The 16,961-nt window shown below is 74.5% G+C and carries 14 protein-coding genes; 9 read left to right on the top strand and 5 right to left on the bottom strand.

Going from position 1 to position 16,961, the window contains the following annotated elements:
• Positions 1-31: 31 nt before the first annotated feature.
• Genes CS2_RS04545 through CS2_RS04555 form a run of 3 tightly spaced genes read left to right on the top strand, consistent with a single transcriptional unit; the run spans position 32 to position 3,643 of the window.
• Entirely contained in the window at positions 32-1,579 is a 1,548-nt protein-coding gene (locus tag CS2_RS04545; protein ID WP_046529216.1) for a sugar ABC transporter ATP-binding protein, read from the top strand.
• Positions 1,579-2,589 (top strand): ABC transporter permease, encoded by a 1,011-nt coding sequence (locus CS2_RS04550; protein ID WP_070319062.1) that lies wholly within the window; start codon positions 1,579-1,581, stop codon positions 2,587-2,589. Before CS2_RS04545 ends, CS2_RS04550 begins: the two co-directional genes overlap by 1 nt.
• A 10-nt stretch (positions 2,590-2,599) precedes the next feature.
• The gene (locus tag CS2_RS04555) at positions 2,600-3,643 is read left to right on the top strand and encodes an ABC transporter permease (RefSeq protein ID WP_070319063.1); all 1,044 of its coding nucleotides are present in this window, start codon (positions 2,600-2,602) and stop codon (positions 3,641-3,643) included.
• Between the two features lie 31 nt (positions 3,644-3,674).
• On the opposite strand, the gene CS2_RS04560 is transcribed toward CS2_RS04555, so the two are convergent.
• Together CS2_RS04560 and recQ are read right to left on the bottom strand one after the other, a co-directional pair.
• Positions 3,675-4,700 (bottom strand): LacI family DNA-binding transcriptional regulator, encoded by a 1,026-nt coding sequence (locus CS2_RS04560; RefSeq protein WP_070319064.1) that lies wholly within the window; start codon positions 4,698-4,700, stop codon positions 3,675-3,677.
• Positions 4,701-4,840: 140 nt separating this feature from the next.
• On the bottom strand, positions 4,841-6,934 hold the full coding sequence (recQ, locus tag CS2_RS04565) for a DNA helicase RecQ (protein ID WP_070319065.1): 2,094 nt from the start codon (positions 6,932-6,934) through the stop codon (positions 4,841-4,843).
• A 129-nt stretch (positions 6,935-7,063) separates the two neighbouring features.
• Between recQ and CS2_RS04570 the strand changes: the two genes are divergently transcribed.
• From CS2_RS04570 to CS2_RS04585, 4 genes are all read left to right on the top strand, one after another.
• A complete protein-coding gene (locus tag CS2_RS04570) occupies positions 7,064-7,858 on the top strand; it encodes an SDR family NAD(P)-dependent oxidoreductase (RefSeq protein ID WP_070319066.1) in 795 nt (264 codons plus the stop codon).
• Between the two features lie 49 nt (positions 7,859-7,907).
• Positions 7,908-8,483, top strand: a complete 576-nt coding sequence (gene pyrE, locus CS2_RS04575; RefSeq protein WP_046529213.1) for an orotate phosphoribosyltransferase — start codon at positions 7,908-7,910, stop codon at positions 8,481-8,483.
• A 12-nt stretch (positions 8,484-8,495) separates the two neighbouring features.
• The gene (locus CS2_RS04580; protein WP_070319067.1) at positions 8,496-9,320 is read left to right on the top strand and encodes a hypothetical protein; all 825 of its coding nucleotides are present in this window, start codon (positions 8,496-8,498) and stop codon (positions 9,318-9,320) included.
• 88 nt (positions 9,321-9,408) lie between these two features.
• Positions 9,409-9,978 carry a LemA family protein gene (locus CS2_RS04585; RefSeq protein WP_046529212.1) on the top strand — a complete coding sequence of 190 codons (570 nt, stop codon included), beginning with the start codon at positions 9,409-9,411 and terminating at the stop codon, positions 9,976-9,978.
• A 68-nt stretch (positions 9,979-10,046) separates the two neighbouring features.
• Here CS2_RS04585 and CS2_RS04590 read toward each other — a convergent pair whose 3' ends face one another.
• Positions 10,047-11,699 (bottom strand): MFS transporter, encoded by a 1,653-nt coding sequence (locus CS2_RS04590; protein ID WP_233421067.1) that lies wholly within the window; start codon positions 11,697-11,699, stop codon positions 10,047-10,049.
• Entirely contained in the window at positions 11,696-12,727 is a 1,032-nt protein-coding gene (gene glsA / locus CS2_RS04595; RefSeq protein ID WP_070319069.1) for a glutaminase A, read from the bottom strand. The genes CS2_RS04590 and glsA overlap by 4 nt, the downstream gene beginning before the upstream one ends.
• A gap of 124 nt (positions 12,728-12,851) precedes the next feature.
• On the opposite strand from glsA, the gene CS2_RS04600 reads away from it, so the two are divergent.
• On the top strand, positions 12,852-13,982 hold the full coding sequence (locus CS2_RS04600; protein WP_070319070.1) for an AI-2E family transporter: 1,131 nt from the start codon (positions 12,852-12,854) through the stop codon (positions 13,980-13,982).
• 23 nt (positions 13,983-14,005) lie between these two features.
• Here the strand turns inward: CS2_RS04600 and CS2_RS04605 are convergent, their stop codons facing one another.
• On the bottom strand, positions 14,006-14,638 hold the full coding sequence (locus tag CS2_RS04605; protein WP_205601456.1) for a TetR/AcrR family transcriptional regulator: 633 nt from the start codon (positions 14,636-14,638) through the stop codon (positions 14,006-14,008).
• A gap of 122 nt (positions 14,639-14,760) precedes the next feature.
• Here CS2_RS04605 and CS2_RS04610 point away from each other — a divergent pair, with 122 nt between their 5' ends.
• On the top strand, positions 14,761-16,917 hold the full coding sequence (locus tag CS2_RS04610; protein ID WP_233421068.1) for a beta-glucosidase: 2,157 nt from the start codon (positions 14,761-14,763) through the stop codon (positions 16,915-16,917).
• The last annotated feature ends 44 nt before the right edge of the window (positions 16,918-16,961 follow it).

Here is a 16,961-nt window from a genome sequence, read left to right on the forward strand (position 1 = left end):
GGGCGTCGGCACTCACAGATCGGTCACCACCATGGAGAACGCGCCACTGCTGCGCATGGCAGGGGTGAAGAAGGCCTTCGCGGGCACGATCGCCCTGAGCCAGGGCGACCTCACCGTGCAGCGCGGTGAGGTGCACGCCCTCATGGGCCAGAACGGAGCGGGCAAGTCGACGCTCATCAAGGCCCTCACCGGCGTCGTCGCACCCGACGCCGGCACGATCGAGCTCGACGGGGTGCCCGTCGCGTTCCGCTCGCCGCACGACGCCCAGCGCGGTGGCGTCAGCCCCATCTACCAGGAGATCAACCTGGTGGGGCTGCGCACCATCGCCGAGAACGTGTTCCTCGGCAAGGAGCTGCGGCGCGGCCCCTTCCTCGCCCGTCGGGCCATGGAGGAGCAGGCCGCCGAGCTGCTGCGGCGGGTCGGCGTCGACGCCGACCCGCGGCTGCCGCTCGACGCCGTCAGCACCGCGACCCAGCAGATGGTCGCGATCGCCCGCGCGCTGTCGTTCGAGTCGCGGCTGCTGATCATGGACGAGCCGACGTCGTCGCTGCACGACCGCGAGGTCGACACGCTGTTCGAGGTCATCTCGGGCCTGCGCGACGACGGCGTGTCCGTCGTGTTCGTCAGCCACAAGCTCGACGAGCTCTACCGGATCTGCGACGCCGTGACGATCCTGCGCGACGGCCGGACGGTCCGCTCCGGGTCGCTGCGGGAGATCAGCCGCATCGAGCTCGTCTCGACGATGCTGGGACGCGCGCCCGAGACCATCGAGACCGCCGGGCAGACCGCGTTCGTGCGCGCCGGCAACCCCGACGCGTCCGCACCGGTGCTGCTCGACGTGCGCAACGTCGCCTCGGGCGACCTGTGCCGCGACGCGTCGTTCACGCTGCACGCGGGCGAGGTGGTCGGCGTCGCCGGGCTGCTCGGCTCGGGTCGCAGCGAGCTCGCGGGCGCCGTCTACGGCGCGCAGCCGCGGACGGCCGGTGACGTCGAGCTCGACGGCGCCGAGCACACGCCGCGCTCGGCGCGCGACGGCCTGCGTGCGGGGCTCGCGCTCACGCCCGAGGACCGCAAGGTCACGGGCCTCGTCGGTCAGATGAGCATCGCCGAGAACGTCACCCTGTCGATCCTCGACCGGGTGAGCCGCTGGGGCGTCGTCGACGAGAAGGCCGAGGCCGAGCTGGTCGGGCGCTACGTCAAGCGGCTCGGCATCAAGGCGTCGGGGCAGGACCAGCCGGTGGACCAGCTGTCCGGAGGCAACCAGCAGAAGGTGCTGCTGGCGCGGTCGCTCGCGTCGACGCCGCGCGTCCTCATCCTCGACGAGCCGACGCGCGGCGTGGACGTCGGGGCCAAGCAGGAGATCCAGCGGCTCGTGTCCGAGCTGGTCGCGGAGAAGAAGGACGTCGGGGTCCTCATGATCTCGTCGGAGATGGAGGAGATCATCGAGGGCTCGAACCGGATCATGGTGATGCGCGACGGCGTGACCGTCGCGTTCCTCGACGCCGGGTCCGTCACCAACGGCCAGCTCATGATGTACATGGCCTCGGGCGGCGCGCGCGAGTCGGCGGAGGTCGCGTGATGGCCACCACCCTCGCACCGCAGGCGTCCGTCGACGACCTGCGCCGCCAGTCCTGGATCCGCCGGCGCGACCTGCTCGCGACCAACGGCGTGTGGGTCGCGCTGATCGGCCTCGTGCTGTTCAACGTGGTCGCGACCCGCGGCTTCGTGTCGGTGCAGACCCTGCAGACCAACCTCGGCCAGATGGCCACCGTCGGCATCTGCGCCGTGGGCCTCACCCTCGTCATGGCCACCGGTGGCATCGACCTGTCGGTCGGCTCGCTCATGGCCGTCGCGGGGGCCTCCGCGGGCGTGCTCGTGCTCGCGGCGCCCGCGGTGCTCGACGTCCCCGTGCTCGGCCTCGTGCTCGTGGTCCTCACCGGCATGGCCGCCGCGGCGGTGCTCGGCGCGGTGAACGGGTACCTTGTGGGTCACCTGCGGATCCAGCCGATCGTCGCGACGCTCGTCGTCATGATCACCGCGCGCGGCATCGCGCAGATGGTCACCAGCGGGCGTCTCTACACCGTCGAGAACGACTCCGTGGTGTGGCTCGGGCGGGGTTCGATCCTGGGCCTGCCCGTCATGGCGTGGGTCATGCTCGTCGTCGTCGTGGTCGCGAGCTGGGTCGCCCGGCGCACCGTCCTGGGGCGGCGCATCGTCGCCGTCGGCGGCAACGAGACCGCCGCGGCGCTCGCGGGCATCCCCGTGCGGCGCACGATCACCACCGTCTACGTCGTGGCTGCCGCGCTCGCGGGCCTCGCGGCGCTGCTCAGCGTGGGTGTCAACGGCACGGTCGACACGGCGAACCTCGGGCTCGGGTACGAGTTCACGGTCATCAGCGCGGTCGTCGTCGGCGGCACCGCGCTGACCGGCGGGCGCCCCCGCATCTGGGGGAGCATCGCGGGGGTCGCGCTGCTGCAGCTGCTCGGCTTCACGCTGGCCAGCCACGACGTGGCCAAGGAGGTCGCGTCCCTCGTCCAGGCGGCGGTCATCGTCGCGGCGGTCACCACCCAGCTCCGGCGACGTCGGTAGGGAGACGCACATGAGCACCTCACAGACCCTCCCGGCACCTGCCGCCCCCGCACCCGCGGGTGCAGGCGGACCGGCCCGCCGCGCGTGGCGCGCGGTCACGTCGCGGCCCACCACCGCGATCCTCGCGGGTGTCCTCGCGCTCGTCGCGGTCGCGATGCCGCAGTTCTACAACCCGTACAACGTCGTCGCGATGCTCGGCTCGCAGGACCTCGTGTGCATCGGCCTCATGGCCATCGGTGCGACCTTCGTCATCTCGGCGGGGGAGATGGACCTCTCGCTGGCGGGCGTGTGCGTCGCGTCGAGCATCGTCGCGGGCCTGCTGGCCCCGCAGGGCGGTCTCGTCGCGGTCGCGGGCGCGGTCGGGCTCGGCCTCGTCGCGGGGCTCGTCAACGGGCTGCTCGTCGGCCGGCTCGGGCTGCCGTCGTTCATCGTGACGCTCGCGATGCTGATGGCGCTGCGCGGCCTGTCGCTCATCATGGCGGGCAACGGGCGCGTGCCCGTCGACCGCGGGTTCGGGCTCGTGACCTTCTACAACACGCGCGTCGGCCTCGTGCCGCTCGTGTTCGTGGTGTTCGCGCTCATCGCCGTGCTCGCGAGCCTCGCGTACACGCGCACGTCGTTCGGCACGCACGTGCTGGCGGTCGGCGGCGACCGGCGGTCCGCCGAGATGATGGGCCTGCGTTCCGGGCGCATCCAGATCGCCGTGTTCGTGGTCTCGGGCGCGCTGTCGGGTCTCGCGGGCGCGTTCCTGCTGGCCAAGACGACGACCGGGAACCCGCTCGAGGCACAGGGCTGGGAGCTGACGGCCATCGCCGCGGTCGTCCTGGGCGGCACGCTCCTGAGCGGCGGGCGGGGCTCGGTCAGCGCGACCATCTCGGGCGTCGCGCTGCTCGCGATCGTGTTCCAGATCCTCAACTACGTCAACGGCATGGGCCTGGAGATCAACACGTACCTGCAGAACGTGATCCGCGGCCTGTTCATCCTCGCGGTCGTGGTGATCCAGGCGATCGCGCTGCGGCGCAGGTCGTCCGCCCCACGGGTCCGCGCGGCCTGACGCCACCGGTGCCCGGTGCCGCCCCGCGGGGTCAGGCGCCGGGCATCGGCGCGGGTCCGGTGCTGCGCCGCACCACCAGCTCGGGCTCGACCAGCACGCTCGAGCGCTCGTCGCCGCGCACGAGGTCGAGCAGCATCGCGATGGACTGCCGGCCCACCTCGTCGAAGTCCTCGCGGATCGTCGTGAGCGGCGGGGAGTAGAACTCGGCGTCGTCGACGTCGCCGAACCCGATGACCGACACGTCCTCGGGTACCCGGTACCCGTCGACCGCGAGGGCGCGCAGCACGCCCAGCGCCATCTGGTCGTTGGCGGCGAAGATCGCGGTGGGCGCGACCTCGCGCATGATCTGCCGTCCGCGCTCGTACCCCGAACGCGCCGTCCAGTCGCCGACGAACGTCGGCAGCACCGGCAGCGACGCGCGCTGCACGCGGTGGTACCAGGCCTCCATGCGCACGTTGGCGTCGACCCAGTCGAGCGGCCCCGCGAGGTGCACGAGCCGGCGGTGGCTGAGCGAGACGAGGTGGTCGACCGCGAGCCGCGCGGTCGCCTGGTTGTCGAGCTCGACCGTGTGGTGCGGGAACCGGGTCGAGGGGGCCACGACGACCGTCGGCACCGACACCTTGAGGTCGTGGATCACCGAGAGCGCCTCGTAGTGCGGCGCGACGAACACGATGCCGTCGACCGCCTGCTCGAGCAGCGAGTCCAGGACGCTGCGCACGCTCGCGGCCGTGAGGCTCGGCGAGTGCGCGAACGACACGAAGTAGCCGGCCTCGTGGGCCGCGCGGTGCACCGCGCGGATCGTCTCGTACGGGCCGGTGCGGTCCATGCCGCAGTCGACGACACCGAGCACCTTGGAGTACTGGGTGACGAGCGCGACCGCGGCCGTGTTCCGGTGGTAGTCGAGCTCCTGGATCGCGCGCTGCACGCGCTCGCGCGTCTGCTCGGACACGTTCGGCTTGTCGTTGAGCACGCGCGACACGGTCTGCACGGACACGTCCGCCAGCTGTGCGACGTCCTGCATCGACGGCTTGCGGGGCCGGGCGTGGTCGGACGGCACGTCGCTCCTCGTTGCGGGACGTCGGCACGAACGTGCCGGTCAGGGCGTTGGTATACGCCCGACAAGTGCACGAGTCTAGGGGGTGGGGGCCACCGACGCGCGGGTCGGTGCGTCCTGGGCGACCGCGGTCGTCCCCGGGGTCAGGCGTCGCCCGCGAGCGCCGCCAGCACCCCCTCGGCGTACCGGTCGAGCTTGGCCGCACCGACGCCGCTGATCGTGCCGAGCTCGTCACGGCTGGCCGGCCGCCGCGTCGCGATCTCGCGCAGCGTCGCGTCGTGGAACACGACGTACGCGGGCACGCCCTGCTCCTTCGCGGCGGCGGCGCGCCACGCGCGCAGCGCCTCGAACAGGGCCGCGGCGTCCGCGTCGAGGTCGGCGGCGGCCGCCGGGCGTCCCCCGCGCGAGCCGCGTGACGTGCGGCCCGTGCGCTCGGGCTCGCGGCGCAGCCGGACCTCGCGCTCGCCGCGCAGCACCGCGCCGGACGCCTCGGTGAGCCGGATCGTGCCGTAGCCGTCGGTGTCGACCGCGAGCAGCTCGGCCGCGAGCAGCTGACGCACGACACCGCGCCACTCGCCGTCCGACAGGTCCTGCCCGATCCCGAACGTCGACAGCGCGTCGTGCCCGAGCTGCTGCACGCGCGGCGTCGCCTTGCCGCGCAGGATGTCCACGAGGTGCCCGACGCCGTAGCGCTGCCCCCGCTGGTCGAGCCGCACGACCGTCGACAGCAGCTTCTGCGCGGGCACCGTGCCGTCCCACGACTGCGGCGGCTCGAGGCAGGTGTCGCAGTTGCCGCACGGCCCGTCGGACTCCTGCCCGAAGTACGCGAGCAGCTGCACGCGGCGGCAGTCGACCGTCTCGCACAGCGCGAGCATCGCGTCGAGGTGCTGCGTGAGGCGTCGGCGGTGGGCCGCGTCGCCCTCGGACGTGTCGATCATGCGGCGCTGCTGCACGACGTCCGCGAGCCCGTACGCGAGCCACGCGGTCGACGGCAGGCCGTCGCGCCCCGCACGCCCCGTCTCCTGGTAGTAGCCCTCGACCGACTTGGGCAGGTCGAGGTGCGCGACGAACCGCACGTCGGGCTTGTCGATGCCCATGCCGAACGCGATGGTCGCGACCATGACGACGCCGTCGTCGCGCAGGAACCGCGACTGGTTCTCGGCGCGCACGCGGCGGTCGAGGCCCGCGTGGTACGGCAGCGCGTGCACGCCCGCGTCGACCAGCGCGGCCGCGGTCTGCTCGACCGACGCGCGCGACAGGCAGTAGACGATGCCCGAGTCGCCCTCGTGCTCGGTGCGCAGCAGGTGCAGCAGCTGCGCGCGCGGGTTGTCCTTCGGCACGATCCGGTAGCGGATGTTGGGCCGGTCGAAGCTCGCGACGAACTGCGCCGCGTCGGTGAGCTGCAGGCGCTCGCAGATCTCGCGGTGCGTCGCACGCGTCGCGGTCGCGGTGAGCGCGACGCGCGGCACGCCGGGCCACCGCTCGTGCAGCAGCGACAGCGCGAGGTAGTCGGGCCGGAAGTCGTGCCCCCACTGCGACACGCAGTGCGCCTCGTCGATCGCGAACAGCGCGACGTGGCCGCGGTCCAGCAGGTCGAGCGTCTCGGGCACGCGCAGCCGCTCGGGCGCGAGGTACAGCAGGTCGAGCTCGCCCGCGAGGAACGCGTCCTCGACCGCGCGGCGCTGGTCGCGCTCCTGCGTCGAGTTGAGGAACCCCGCGCGCACGCCGAGCGCCGACAGCGCGTCCACCTGGTCCTGCATGAGCGCGATGAGCGGCGACACGACGACGCCCGTGCCCTCGCGTACGAGCGCGGGCACCTGGTAGCACAGCGACTTGCCGCCGCCGGTGGGCATGAGGACCACCGCGTCCCCGCCGGCGACCACGGTGTCGACGACCGCGGCCTGGTCGCCGCGGAACGCGTCGTACCCCCACACGCGGTGCAGCACCTCGGCCGGCGTGCCGTGCGACGGCGCGGGTCGGCCCGCCGCGGTGCTGCGCGGCCGGGTCGCCCGCGGGCGGGCGGCGGCCGCGGACGACCCCGCCGCCCACGGGTCCTCGCCCCACGGGGCGTCGTCGGGCGGCACGTCGTCCGGCGGGGGCGCCTCGTCCCACCACGGCTCGACGGGAGCGTCGTCCCACGCGGCGTCGGGCGGCGCCTCGACGGGAGCGGCGGGCGCGTCGGCGGTCCGGTCCGCGCGGTCGCGGCGCAGGGGGCGGGGCGAGGGGTCCGGCAGCACCCGCCCACCCTACGAGCCGACGCCGACGTAAGGCCCGTGCCCGCCGCCCCTGTGGACGGACGGTGCGGGTCCGGGTGCGGTCACGCGCACGGCGAGACGCGGCGCCCGCGCGATCCGTAGGCTGACGCCATGGGAACCGCACTGGTCACCGGCGCGAGCGCCGGCCTCGGTCTGGAGTTCGCCTGGCAGCTCGCCACGGCGCGGCACGACGTCGTCCTCGTCGCGCGCGACGAGGAGCGGCTGACCCGCCTGGCGCGGCAGCTCGAGGCGGCCGCGGGCGTGCGCGCCGAGGTGCTGCCCGCCGACCTCACCGTGCCCGAGGACGTCGAGCGCGTCGCCGAGCGGCTGCGCACGGACGAGCGACCGGTCGGCCTGCTCGTCAACAACGCGGGCCTCGGCCTCAACCAGCACTTCGTGGAGGGCGACCTCGACGCCGAGCTGCGCGCCCTCGACCTCATGGTCCGCAGCGTCATGGTGCTGTCGCACGCCGCGGCCGGCGCGATGGTCGCGCGCGGGCGCGGCGCGATCCTCAACGTCGGCTCGGTCGCCGGCCTCATCGCGTCCGGCACCTACTCGGCGCACAAGGCGTGGGTCCGCACGTTCACCGAGGCGCTCGCGGTCGAGCTCAAGGACACGGGCGTGACCGCGACGGTCGTCTGCCCGGGCTTCACGCACACCGAGTTCCACGAGCGGGGTCGCATCGACACCGCCCACTACCCGGAGATCGGCTGGCTGCAGGCCGAGGACGTCGTGGCCACCGCGCTCGCCGACGTGCGCCGCGGCGTCGTCATCTCGACGCCGAGCCTGCGCTACAAGGCCGCGTCCGCGCTGCTGCGGGTCGCGCCCCGCTCGGCCGTGCGCGCGTTCGGCGGGTACCGGCGCGCGCTGCTCGACGAGGCGATCGAGGGCCGCGACGGCGCGTGAGCCGTGCCGGCGGCCCGCACGGGGCGCGGCCGTCGCTAGTCTGTCGGCCGTGAGCAGCGACCTGACGTCCACCCCGCGCGAGCAGCTGCGGGACCTCATCGTCGAGCTGGCCGTCGTGCACGGCCGCGTGACGCTGTCGTCCGGCAAGGAGGCCGACTACTACGTCGACCTGCGCCGCGCGACGCTGCACCACCGCGCGGCCCCGCTCATCGGGCACCTGCTGCTCGACCTGCTCGAGGAGGCGGGGCTCGGCACGGCCGAGATCGACGCGGTCGGCGGGCTGACGCTCGGCGCCGACCCGGTCGCGACGTCGCTGCTGCACGCGGCCGCGTCGCGCGGCCAGGACCTCGACGCGTTCGTCGTGCGCAAGGAGGCCAAGGCGCACGGCATGCAGCGCCGCATCGAGGGTCCCGACGTCGCGGGCCGGCGCGTCGTGGTCGTCGAGGACACGTCGACCACGGGCGGGTCGCCCATCGCGGCCGTGCAGGCCGTGCGCGAGGCCGGCGGCGAGGTCGTGGGCGTCGCGACGATCGTCGACCGCGGCACGGGTGCGCGCGAGGCGATCGAGGCGCTGGGCGTGCCGTACCACCACCTGTTCGGCCTGGCCGACCTCGGCCTGGCCTGAGCGACGCGCGCCGTGCAGCGGGGGGTGCAGGTCGGCGCGGTCGTCGTGCTGGGCCTCGTCGGGTTCCTCGTCGTCGGCAGCCAGCTGTCGGCCGACCACCCGGGCGGCGGGGTGCTGGTCGTGGGCCTGCTGGTCGGCGGCGGCATCGCGGCGGCCGGCTGGTGGTTCCGGCGGAAGCGGCAGGAGCAGCTCGCCGCGTGGGCGCTCGCGACCGGCTGGGCGTACGCGCCGCGCGACCCCGGGCTGGGGCTCGCGCAGCTGCACACCGCCCGCCCGTTCGGCCAGGGGCGCAGCCGCACGACGTCGGACGTCCTGACGGGCACGTACGACGGGCTGCCCGCGGTGTCCTTCACGTACGAATGGACCACCGGATCGGGCGACGAGAAGCGCACGTACCACGTGCACGTCGTGGGGCTCGCGCTGCCCGCGTTCCTGCCGACGCTCGACGTCACGCCCGAGGGGTTCGGTGCGCGGGTCGCGAAGGCGTTCGGTGCGCGCGACCTGCAGCTCGAGTCGGCGGCGTTCAACGACGCCTACCGCGTCGACGCCCCCGACGCGCGCACCGCGCACGCGATCCTGCACCCGCGCACGCTCGAGCGGCTCCTGCAGGCGGACGCGCTCGGCACGTCGTGGCGGATCGAGGGCACGTGGCTGCTGTCGTGGGAGACGGGCACGACCGACACGACGCGGATCGCGCCGCGGCTCGGCGTGCTCTCGGCGGTCGTGCGCGGCGTGCCGCGGCACGTGTGGCAGGACCACGGCTACGACCCGGCGACCGACGGCCCGCCGGGGGACCGTGCGCGGCGGTGGGCGCCGTGGGGCGCGCCGACCGGGTGACCTCGTCGGCGACGGGCGGTCCGCGCGCGTCCCGGCGGCCCGGTGTCGCTACGATCGGACGACGTCCCGACCCCCTGGAGGATCCCCCGTGACCGGTGGCCTGATCGCCGTGCTCGTCGTCGTCGCCCTGGTGGTGGTCGTCCTGCTGTGGGCGGTCGCCCAGTACAACGGGTTCGTCCGGCTGCGGAACCTCGTGCAGGAGTCGTGGCGGCAGATCGACGTCGAGCTGCACCGCCGGCACGACCTGATCCCCAACCTCGTCGAGAGCGTCAAGGGCTACGCGGCGCACGAGCGCGGCGTGTTCGACGAGGTGACGCGCGCCCGCGCGGCAGCGGCCGGACCCGGTGCCGGGCCCGCCGAGCAGGCCGCGCAGGAGAACGCGCTGAACGCCGCGCTGGGCCGGCTGCTCGCGGTCGCCGAGAACTACCCGGTGCTGCGCGCGAGCGAGAACTTCCAGCAGCTGCAGGCCGAGCTCGCCAACACCGAGGACCGCATCGCGGCGGGCCGCCGGTTCTACAACGCGAACGTCCGCGAGCTCAACACCAAGGTCGAGACGTTCCCGGCCAACGTGATCGCGAACATGTTCGGGTTCACGCGCGCCGAGTACTTCGAGGTCGACGACCCGCAGATCCGGCAGGCGCCGTCGGTCAGCTTCTGACGCACGCCGCTCGACGGGGCCCCGGTGACGCGCGCGTCACCGGGGCCTCTCGCGTCGATCGCGTGCCGTCAGCGGCCGCCCGCCGGGCTGGGGTCGGGGATCTCGTCCGGACGGTAGCGCGGCAGCCGGCTGGCCGGCAGGACCGCTGTCGCGCTGACCCCGGCCAGGACCAGCAGCCCCAGTCGCAGCGTGTCGAGCCGCGCCTGCTCGTTGACCGCGACCGCTGCCTCGACCTGGCCCGGTGTGGCGTCGGTGCGTGCGAGCGCCGCGCGCAGGTCGTCGTTGCTGACGAAGTTGACGTCGTCGAGGTCGACCTGCGCGACGAGCGACGGCGGGAGCTCGACGTGCTCGGCGACCGCGCGGCCGACGTTGACCGAGAGCACGGTCACCAGGAGTGCGCCCGCCAGCGCGGTCCCGACGGCCGACGCGAGGTTCTGCGTCGTGCCGCGGACCGACCCCACGTCGCCGGCCAGCGTGCGGGGCGCCGCGCTGACCAGCACGTTGAAGACGAGCGTGACCAACGCACCCTGCCCGACCCCGAAGACGACGAGGCCCAGCACCGTGGGGACCGTCTCCCAGTTGTTGGTGACGACGAACGACAGCCACACGAGCGCGACCGTGGTGAGGGCGAACCCGGCCACGCCGATCGTGCGCGGCGGGTACCGGCGGTACAGCCGCACGACGAGCGTCGCCGTGACGAACACCGTGAGGTTGAACGGCATCATCGCGAGCGCGGTGTCGAACGGCGTGCGGCCCTGCACGATCTGGATGTACAGCGGCACCGTGAAGTTCAGCGCCGCCTCGAGCGCGACGACCACGAACATCGCGTAGACCGCGGCGCGCTCGCTCGGACGGGCAAGGACGCTCAGGGACACGAGCGGGACGCGACCGGCGGCGGTCCGGCGGCGCGTCCACCAGAAGAACACCTGGCCGAGCACGACGCCGAGCACCACCATGACGGGTGCGGGCGAGAGCCCGCCGAGGTCGAACGGTGCCGCGGCCGACGCCCGCAGCGCGCCCCACGCGCGCAGGTTGTTGAACCCCAGCGTGAGCAGGACGACGGCCGCACCGATGGTCACGGAGGCGACGACGTCGATGCGCACGTCCGGGTCGCCCCGGTCGGAGCGCAGCGTGAAGCTGAACGCGAGCACGGCGACGGCCAGCGCGAGGACGACGCCGAACACGGGTCGCCACCCGACGAGCGTGCCGAGCGCACCCCCGAGGAAGAACGCGGTGACACCCGAGATCGCGCGAGCCGAGCCGAGCGAGCCGACCGCCGTCGCCTGCTGCCCGCCGCGGTAGTTCTCGGCGATGAGGGCCACGAGCGCCGGCACGATGATCGCGGCCGACGCACCGGCCAGCGCCTGCCCGGCGACGGCCCAGCCGATCGACGGCGACAGGATCATGAGCAGCGCCGACCCCGCGAACGTGGTGACGACGACGCGGAACATCGTGACCCACCCGACGCGCTGGCCGAGCTTGGCACCCGTCATGACGAGCGCCGCGACCACCACGCCGTAGATGACGATGGTCGTGCTCGCGACCGTCGGTGGCACGCCGAAGTCCTCGACCATGCCGCCGAGCGACACCGGCAGCGCGGCGACGTTGAACGACATGAGGACCTGGGCGAGGAACAGCCCGACCATCGGCAGCCAGGACCGACGCTCCTCGGTCGGGGTCGTGGCAGGTGCTGCGGCGGGTGGGTGGGGTGTCGTGCTCACGGCGCGACCTCCGGGTCCTGGTGGGGGCGGCCCGGCAGGGTGTGCGGGGCGGAGGCGAAGAGGTTGAGACCGAGCGTGCGCGACAGGTACGCCGTGGCGCGCTGACCGCGGACGCTGTTGCCCGCGGCGTCGAGCCGCGGCGAGAACGTGCCGATCGCGCCCTTGCCGGGGGCGACGGCGACGATGCCGCCCGCGACGCCCGACTTGGCGGGCAGGCCGATCTCGAACAACCAGTCGCCCGAACGCTCGTACATGCCGGTGGAGGCGAGCACCGCGAGCGTGTCGCGGCAGACGTCCTCCGACACGACGCGCTCGCGCGTGACGGGATTGACGCCCCCGTCGGCGAGCGTCGCACCCATGACCGCGATGTCGCGAGCGTCGACGCGCAGCGCGCACTGCCGCGTGTACACGTCCACGACACCGGCGGGCTCGTGGTCGATGCGTCCGTAGCTCTGCAGCAGGCGGGCGATGGCCTGGTTGCGGGCGTTGGTCGCGCTCTCGGAGCGGTGCACCTCCTCGTCGAGCACGAGCTCGCGGCCGGCGAACCGGGACAGGCCCTCACGGACGTGCTCCCACCGCTCCTGCGGCGTGGCGCCGGGCACGAGCGCGGTGGTCGCGAGCGCGCCGGCGTTGACCATGGGGTTCATCGGGTGGCCCTGCTGGAGCTCGACCGCGACGACCGAGTTGAACGGCAGCCCGGTGTTGTTCACGCCCACGCGCTCGCGCACGGCCTCGTGCCCGAGCTGCTCGCACACCAGCGCGTAGACGAACGCCTTGGAGATCGACTGCACGGAGAACTCGACGCCCGCGTCCCCCACGGCGTGCACGCTGCCGTCCGTCTCCGCGACGCACACCGCGAACAGCGCCGGGTCGGCGTCGGCGAGCGCCGGGATGTAGTCCGCGACGGCCCCGTCGTCCAGGTCGCGGTACCGCGCGTGCGCGGCTCTCGCGAGCTCCTCGACCCGGTCCCATCCCGGCAACGACCCGGTCGCCACCTCCTGCCGGACCTCCGCGGCCAACGTGCGCACGTGCGACCTCCCTCGACGGGCCCCCGACGGCGTGATGCTCCCACGCGCCGCGACGCGCTGACCAGGGTGTGTCGCACCGTGGGCGACGGGCCGGCACGGCCGCGCGCCGTGGGAGCATCGCGGCGTGAGCGACCTCGACGCGACACCCCTCGCCCCGCTCTGGCTGCGGCGCCTCGGCGCGTGGTCCGGGCGGCTGCTGCTCGTGTGCGCCGTGCTCGGCGTGCTGCTGTGGGTCCTGGTGCAGCTGCGGCTCGTCGTGGTCGCGCTGTTCCTCGGCCTCGTGCTGACGGCCGTGCTGCGCCCCGTCACGCTGCGCTACCGCACGTTCGCGCACCCGGCGCTCGCGGCCGCGCTCGCGGTCCTCACGGGGCTCGTCGTGGTCGTGGCCGTGGTCGGGCTGGCGGTCACGGGGGTCGCGCGGCAGTGGCCGGACGTCGTGGCGCGGGTCGGAGCCGGGGTCGGCGAGCTGCTCGACGCGTTGCGCTCGGGCGGGCTGCCGGTGACGGTGACCGATGCGGACCTCGAGCGCTGGGGCGCCGGCGTGGTGTCCTGGCTGGCCGACAACGGGACGTCGCTCGCGGGGGCGACGGCGACGCAGGTGGGCGGCGTGCTGGTGGCGCTCATGGTCACGGCGCTGGGCGTGTTCTGCGCCGTGTGCTTCCTGGTGGGCGGGGAAGGGATGTGGGCGTGGTTCGTCGGGCAGGTGCCCGTGCGGGCCCGTGACGCGTGGCGCACCGCCGGCGACGCGGCCTGGCGGGCCTTCGGGGACTTCACGCGCGGCGCCGTGCTGACCGCGCTGTGCGTCGGGGTGCTCGGCTACCTCGTGCTGCTCGTTCTCGGGGTGCCGCTCGCCCTGCCGCTGGGCGTCCTGGTGTTCGTGGGCTCGTTCGTCCCGCTCGTCGGGGCGCCGGCGGCGATGCTCGTCGCGATGCTGGTCGCGCTCGCGTCGAACGGGCTGTGGAACGCGGTGCTCGTCGGCGTCGGCATCGCCCTCGTCGGGCAGCTCGAGGGTCACGTCGTGCAGCCGTTGGTCATGGGACGGCACGCGCGGCTGCACCCGTTCGTGGTGGGCGTCGGGGTGAGCGCGGGGACGGTCGTCGGGGGTCTGTTCGGGGCCGTGGTCGCGGTCCCGCTGATCGCCGTGACGTGGTCGGTGTGGAGCGCGTTGCGGCCGTCGCCGGGCCCGGAGGAGGTCGTCGGACCGGAGGTGCCGGACGACCAGCCGGCGGACGGCCGGGGCCTCGCGGTCGGCTGACGACCGGGCGCGGCTGCCGCGTGTCAGGCCGGGACGCGCAGCCCGGGGACGTCGGCGACGGCCGCGCGCCACCGGTCGACGAGAGACGTGGTCGGGTCGCGCAGCCACTGCAGCTGCAGGCCGTCCATGAGGCCGAGCGCGACGCTCGCGAGGTGGTCGGGGTCGTGCGGCGGGGGCACGACGGCGGCGAGCGCGGCGAGCGCGGTGCGCTGCCGGTCGGCGAAGTACGCGTGCGCGGGGTGGTCGGGCGTGAGGGACTCGGCCTCGAGCACGGCGTAGAGGCGCACGACCTCGGGCTGGGTCGCGTTGTGCTGGACGAGGTGGTCGCACAGCACGTCGAGCGTGACGCCCGCGGCGGTGAACAGGTCGGTGCCCCAGATGCCGCGCCCGGGGCCGTGGGGGACGCCGAGGCGGTCGGCGATCGCGAGCGCGTCGAGCGCGTCGCGGCGCTCGAGCACGGCCACGAGCAGCCCGGTCTTGGAGCCGACGTGGTGCAGGAGCCCGGGCACGGTCATGTCGCACGCGTCGGCCACGTCCTGCGTGGACAGGCCCCAGTAGCCGCGCTCGGCGATGAGCGCGGTGGCCGCGGCGAGGATCTGGTCGCGCCGGCGGGGGCCGTCCATGCGGACGCGCGGGCGGGTGCGGGCGGTGGGCACGTCCCGATGCTCTCACGCCACCCGTTCGGGCGAGGGTGCTTCCGGGGTCGTCCCGCGGCTGCTTAACTAGTACCTACTAGGTACTAGTTAGCGGCGACGTCGCCGCGAGTGAGGAGACACCGGTGTCACCCGTCATCACGAGCTACCCCGAGGCCGTCGCCGCCGTGCGCGCCGGCACCCCCGCGCCGGACGCCGCCCGCACGCTCTACGACCTGCTCACCGACGACGAGCGCCTCGGCCTGCTCGACGGCGACCAGGAGTTCTGGCCCGGCATGGCCGAGATGATGCAGGTCGGCTACAATACCCGGCCGCTCGTGCACGGCGAGGTCCCGCGCCTCGGCATCCCCGGCCTGCGGTTCAGCGACGGGCCGCGCGGCGTCGTCATGGGCCGCTCGACCGCGTTCCCCGTCTCGATGGCGCGCGGCGCCACGTGGGACCCCGAGCTCGAGGAGCGCGTCGGCGCCGCGATCGGCGCCGAGGTCGCCGCGCAGGACGGCAACTTCTTCGCGGGCGTCTGCATCAACCTGCCCCGCCACCCCGCGTGGGGCCGCGCGCAGGAGACCTACGGCGAGGACCCGCTGCTGCTCGGCGAGCTCGGCGCCGCGCTCACGCGCGGCGTGCGCCGCCACGTCATGGCCTGCGCCAAGCACTACGCGCTCAACTCGATGGAGAACGCGCGCTTCACGGTCGACGTCACGTGCGCGCAGGACGTGCTGCACGAGGTCTACCTGCCGCACTTCCGCCGCGTCGTCGAGGAGGGCGTCGACGGCATCATGTCGGCCTACAACTCGGTCAACGGCGAGTGGGCGGGGCAGCACCCCGAGCTGCTCACCGACGTGCTGCGCGGCGACTGGGGCTTCGAGGGCGTCACCGTCTCCGACTTCATCTTCGGCCTGCGCGACGCCGCCGCGTCCCTCGAGGCCGGGCTCGACGTCGAGGAGCCGTTCCGGCAGCAGCGCGCGCAGCACCTGCCGCGGCAGATCGCCGACGGCGCGACGTCCTGGGACGCCGTGCGCCGCTCGGGCGAGCGCGTGATCGCGACCCAGCTGCGGTTCGACGCCGAGCACGACGCGCCGCGCCCGCCGCTCGACGTCGTCGCGAGCCCCGAGCACCGCGCGCTGGCGCGCGAGGCCGCGGCCCGCGCCGTCGTCCTGCTGCGCAACGAGCCCGTCGACGGCGTGCCCGTCCTGCCGTTCGCACCCGGGTCGCTGCGCCGCCTCGCGGTCGTCGGACGCCTCGCCGACCTGCCCAACACCGGCGACCACGGGTCGTCCGACGTGCGCGCCCCCGAGGTCGTCACGGCCCTCGCCGGCCTGCGCGCGGCGCTGCCCGTCACCGAGGTCGTGCACGTGCCCGAGGACGACCCGCGCACCGCCGCCGCGGTCGCCGCGACGTGCGACGCCGCGGTCGTCGTGGTCGGCTACACCGCCGACGACGAGGGCGAGTTCACCGACGCGTCCGCCATGGCGCGCCCCGAGATCACCGCCCTGTACCCGCCGCTGCTCGACGGCACGGCCGCGACGCACGTCGCCGCCGCGGGGGAGTCCTCGCTCGGCGCGGGCGGCGACCGCGAGCGCCTCACGCTGCGCCCCGTCGACGAGGAGATCGTGCGCGCCGTCGCCGCGGCCACGCCGCGCACCGTCGTCGCGGTGGTCGCCGCGGGCGCCGTGCTCACCGAGTCCTGGCGGCACCACGTGCCCGGCCTCGTCATGTCCTGGTACGCGGGCATGGAGGGCGGGCACGCGCTCGCCGACGTGCTGCTGGGACGCGTGGACGCCGCCGGGCGGCTGCCCTTCAGCATGCCGACCTCGCAGGACCACCTGCCGCCGTTCGACCGCGACGCCACCGCCGTCACCTACGACGCCTGGCACGGCCAGCGCCTGCTCGACCGCGACGGCGTGCCCGCGGCCTACCCGCTCGGGTTCGGCCTGTCGTACACGACGTTCGCGCTCGGCGACCCGGTCGCGCGCCGCACGGGCGTCGAGAGCGCGCAGGTCGACGTCACGGTCACCAACACCGGCGCGCGCGACGGGCGGCACGTCGTGCAGGTCTACGCGACGCACGCCGGCGACCCCGTGCGTGCGCTCGTCGGCTTCGTCGCCGTCGAGGTCCCCGCCGGCGGCGCGCGACGCGTCACGGTGCCGCTGTCGCTGCGCCCCCTGCAGCGCTGGGACGCCGCGACCCGCACCTTCACGACGCCCGCCGGTGACGTGCACCTCGAGGTCGCCGCGCACGCGGGCGACCCCGACGCCACCACCACGACCCTCACTCTCGCCTGACCCACCCGCCCGACGCCCCGGGTGGGTCCGGGGCGTCGGGCCCT

The organism is Cellulomonas iranensis NBRC 101100 = JCM 18110, assembly GCF_001552375.1.
In the GTDB taxonomy this organism is placed as follows: domain Bacteria; phylum Actinomycetota; class Actinomycetes; order Actinomycetales; family Cellulomonadaceae; genus Cellulomonas; species Cellulomonas iranensis.

Excerpts from the sequence above, each read along its gene's own strand:
- CS2_RS04555 (WP_070319063.1), top strand. The coding sequence starts at position 2,600 with ATGAGCACCTCACAGACCCTCCCGGCACCTGCCGCCCCCGCACCCGCG.
- CS2_RS04570 (WP_070319066.1), top strand. The coding sequence starts at position 7,064 with ATGGGAACCGCACTGGTCACCGGCGCGAGCGCCGGCCTCGGTCTGGAG.
- CS2_RS04545 (WP_046529216.1), top strand. The coding sequence starts at position 32 with ATGGAGAACGCGCCACTGCTGCGCATGGCAGGGGTGAAGAAGGCCTTC.
- CS2_RS04550 (WP_070319062.1), top strand. The coding sequence starts at position 1,579 with ATGGCCACCACCCTCGCACCGCAGGCGTCCGTCGACGACCTGCGCCGC.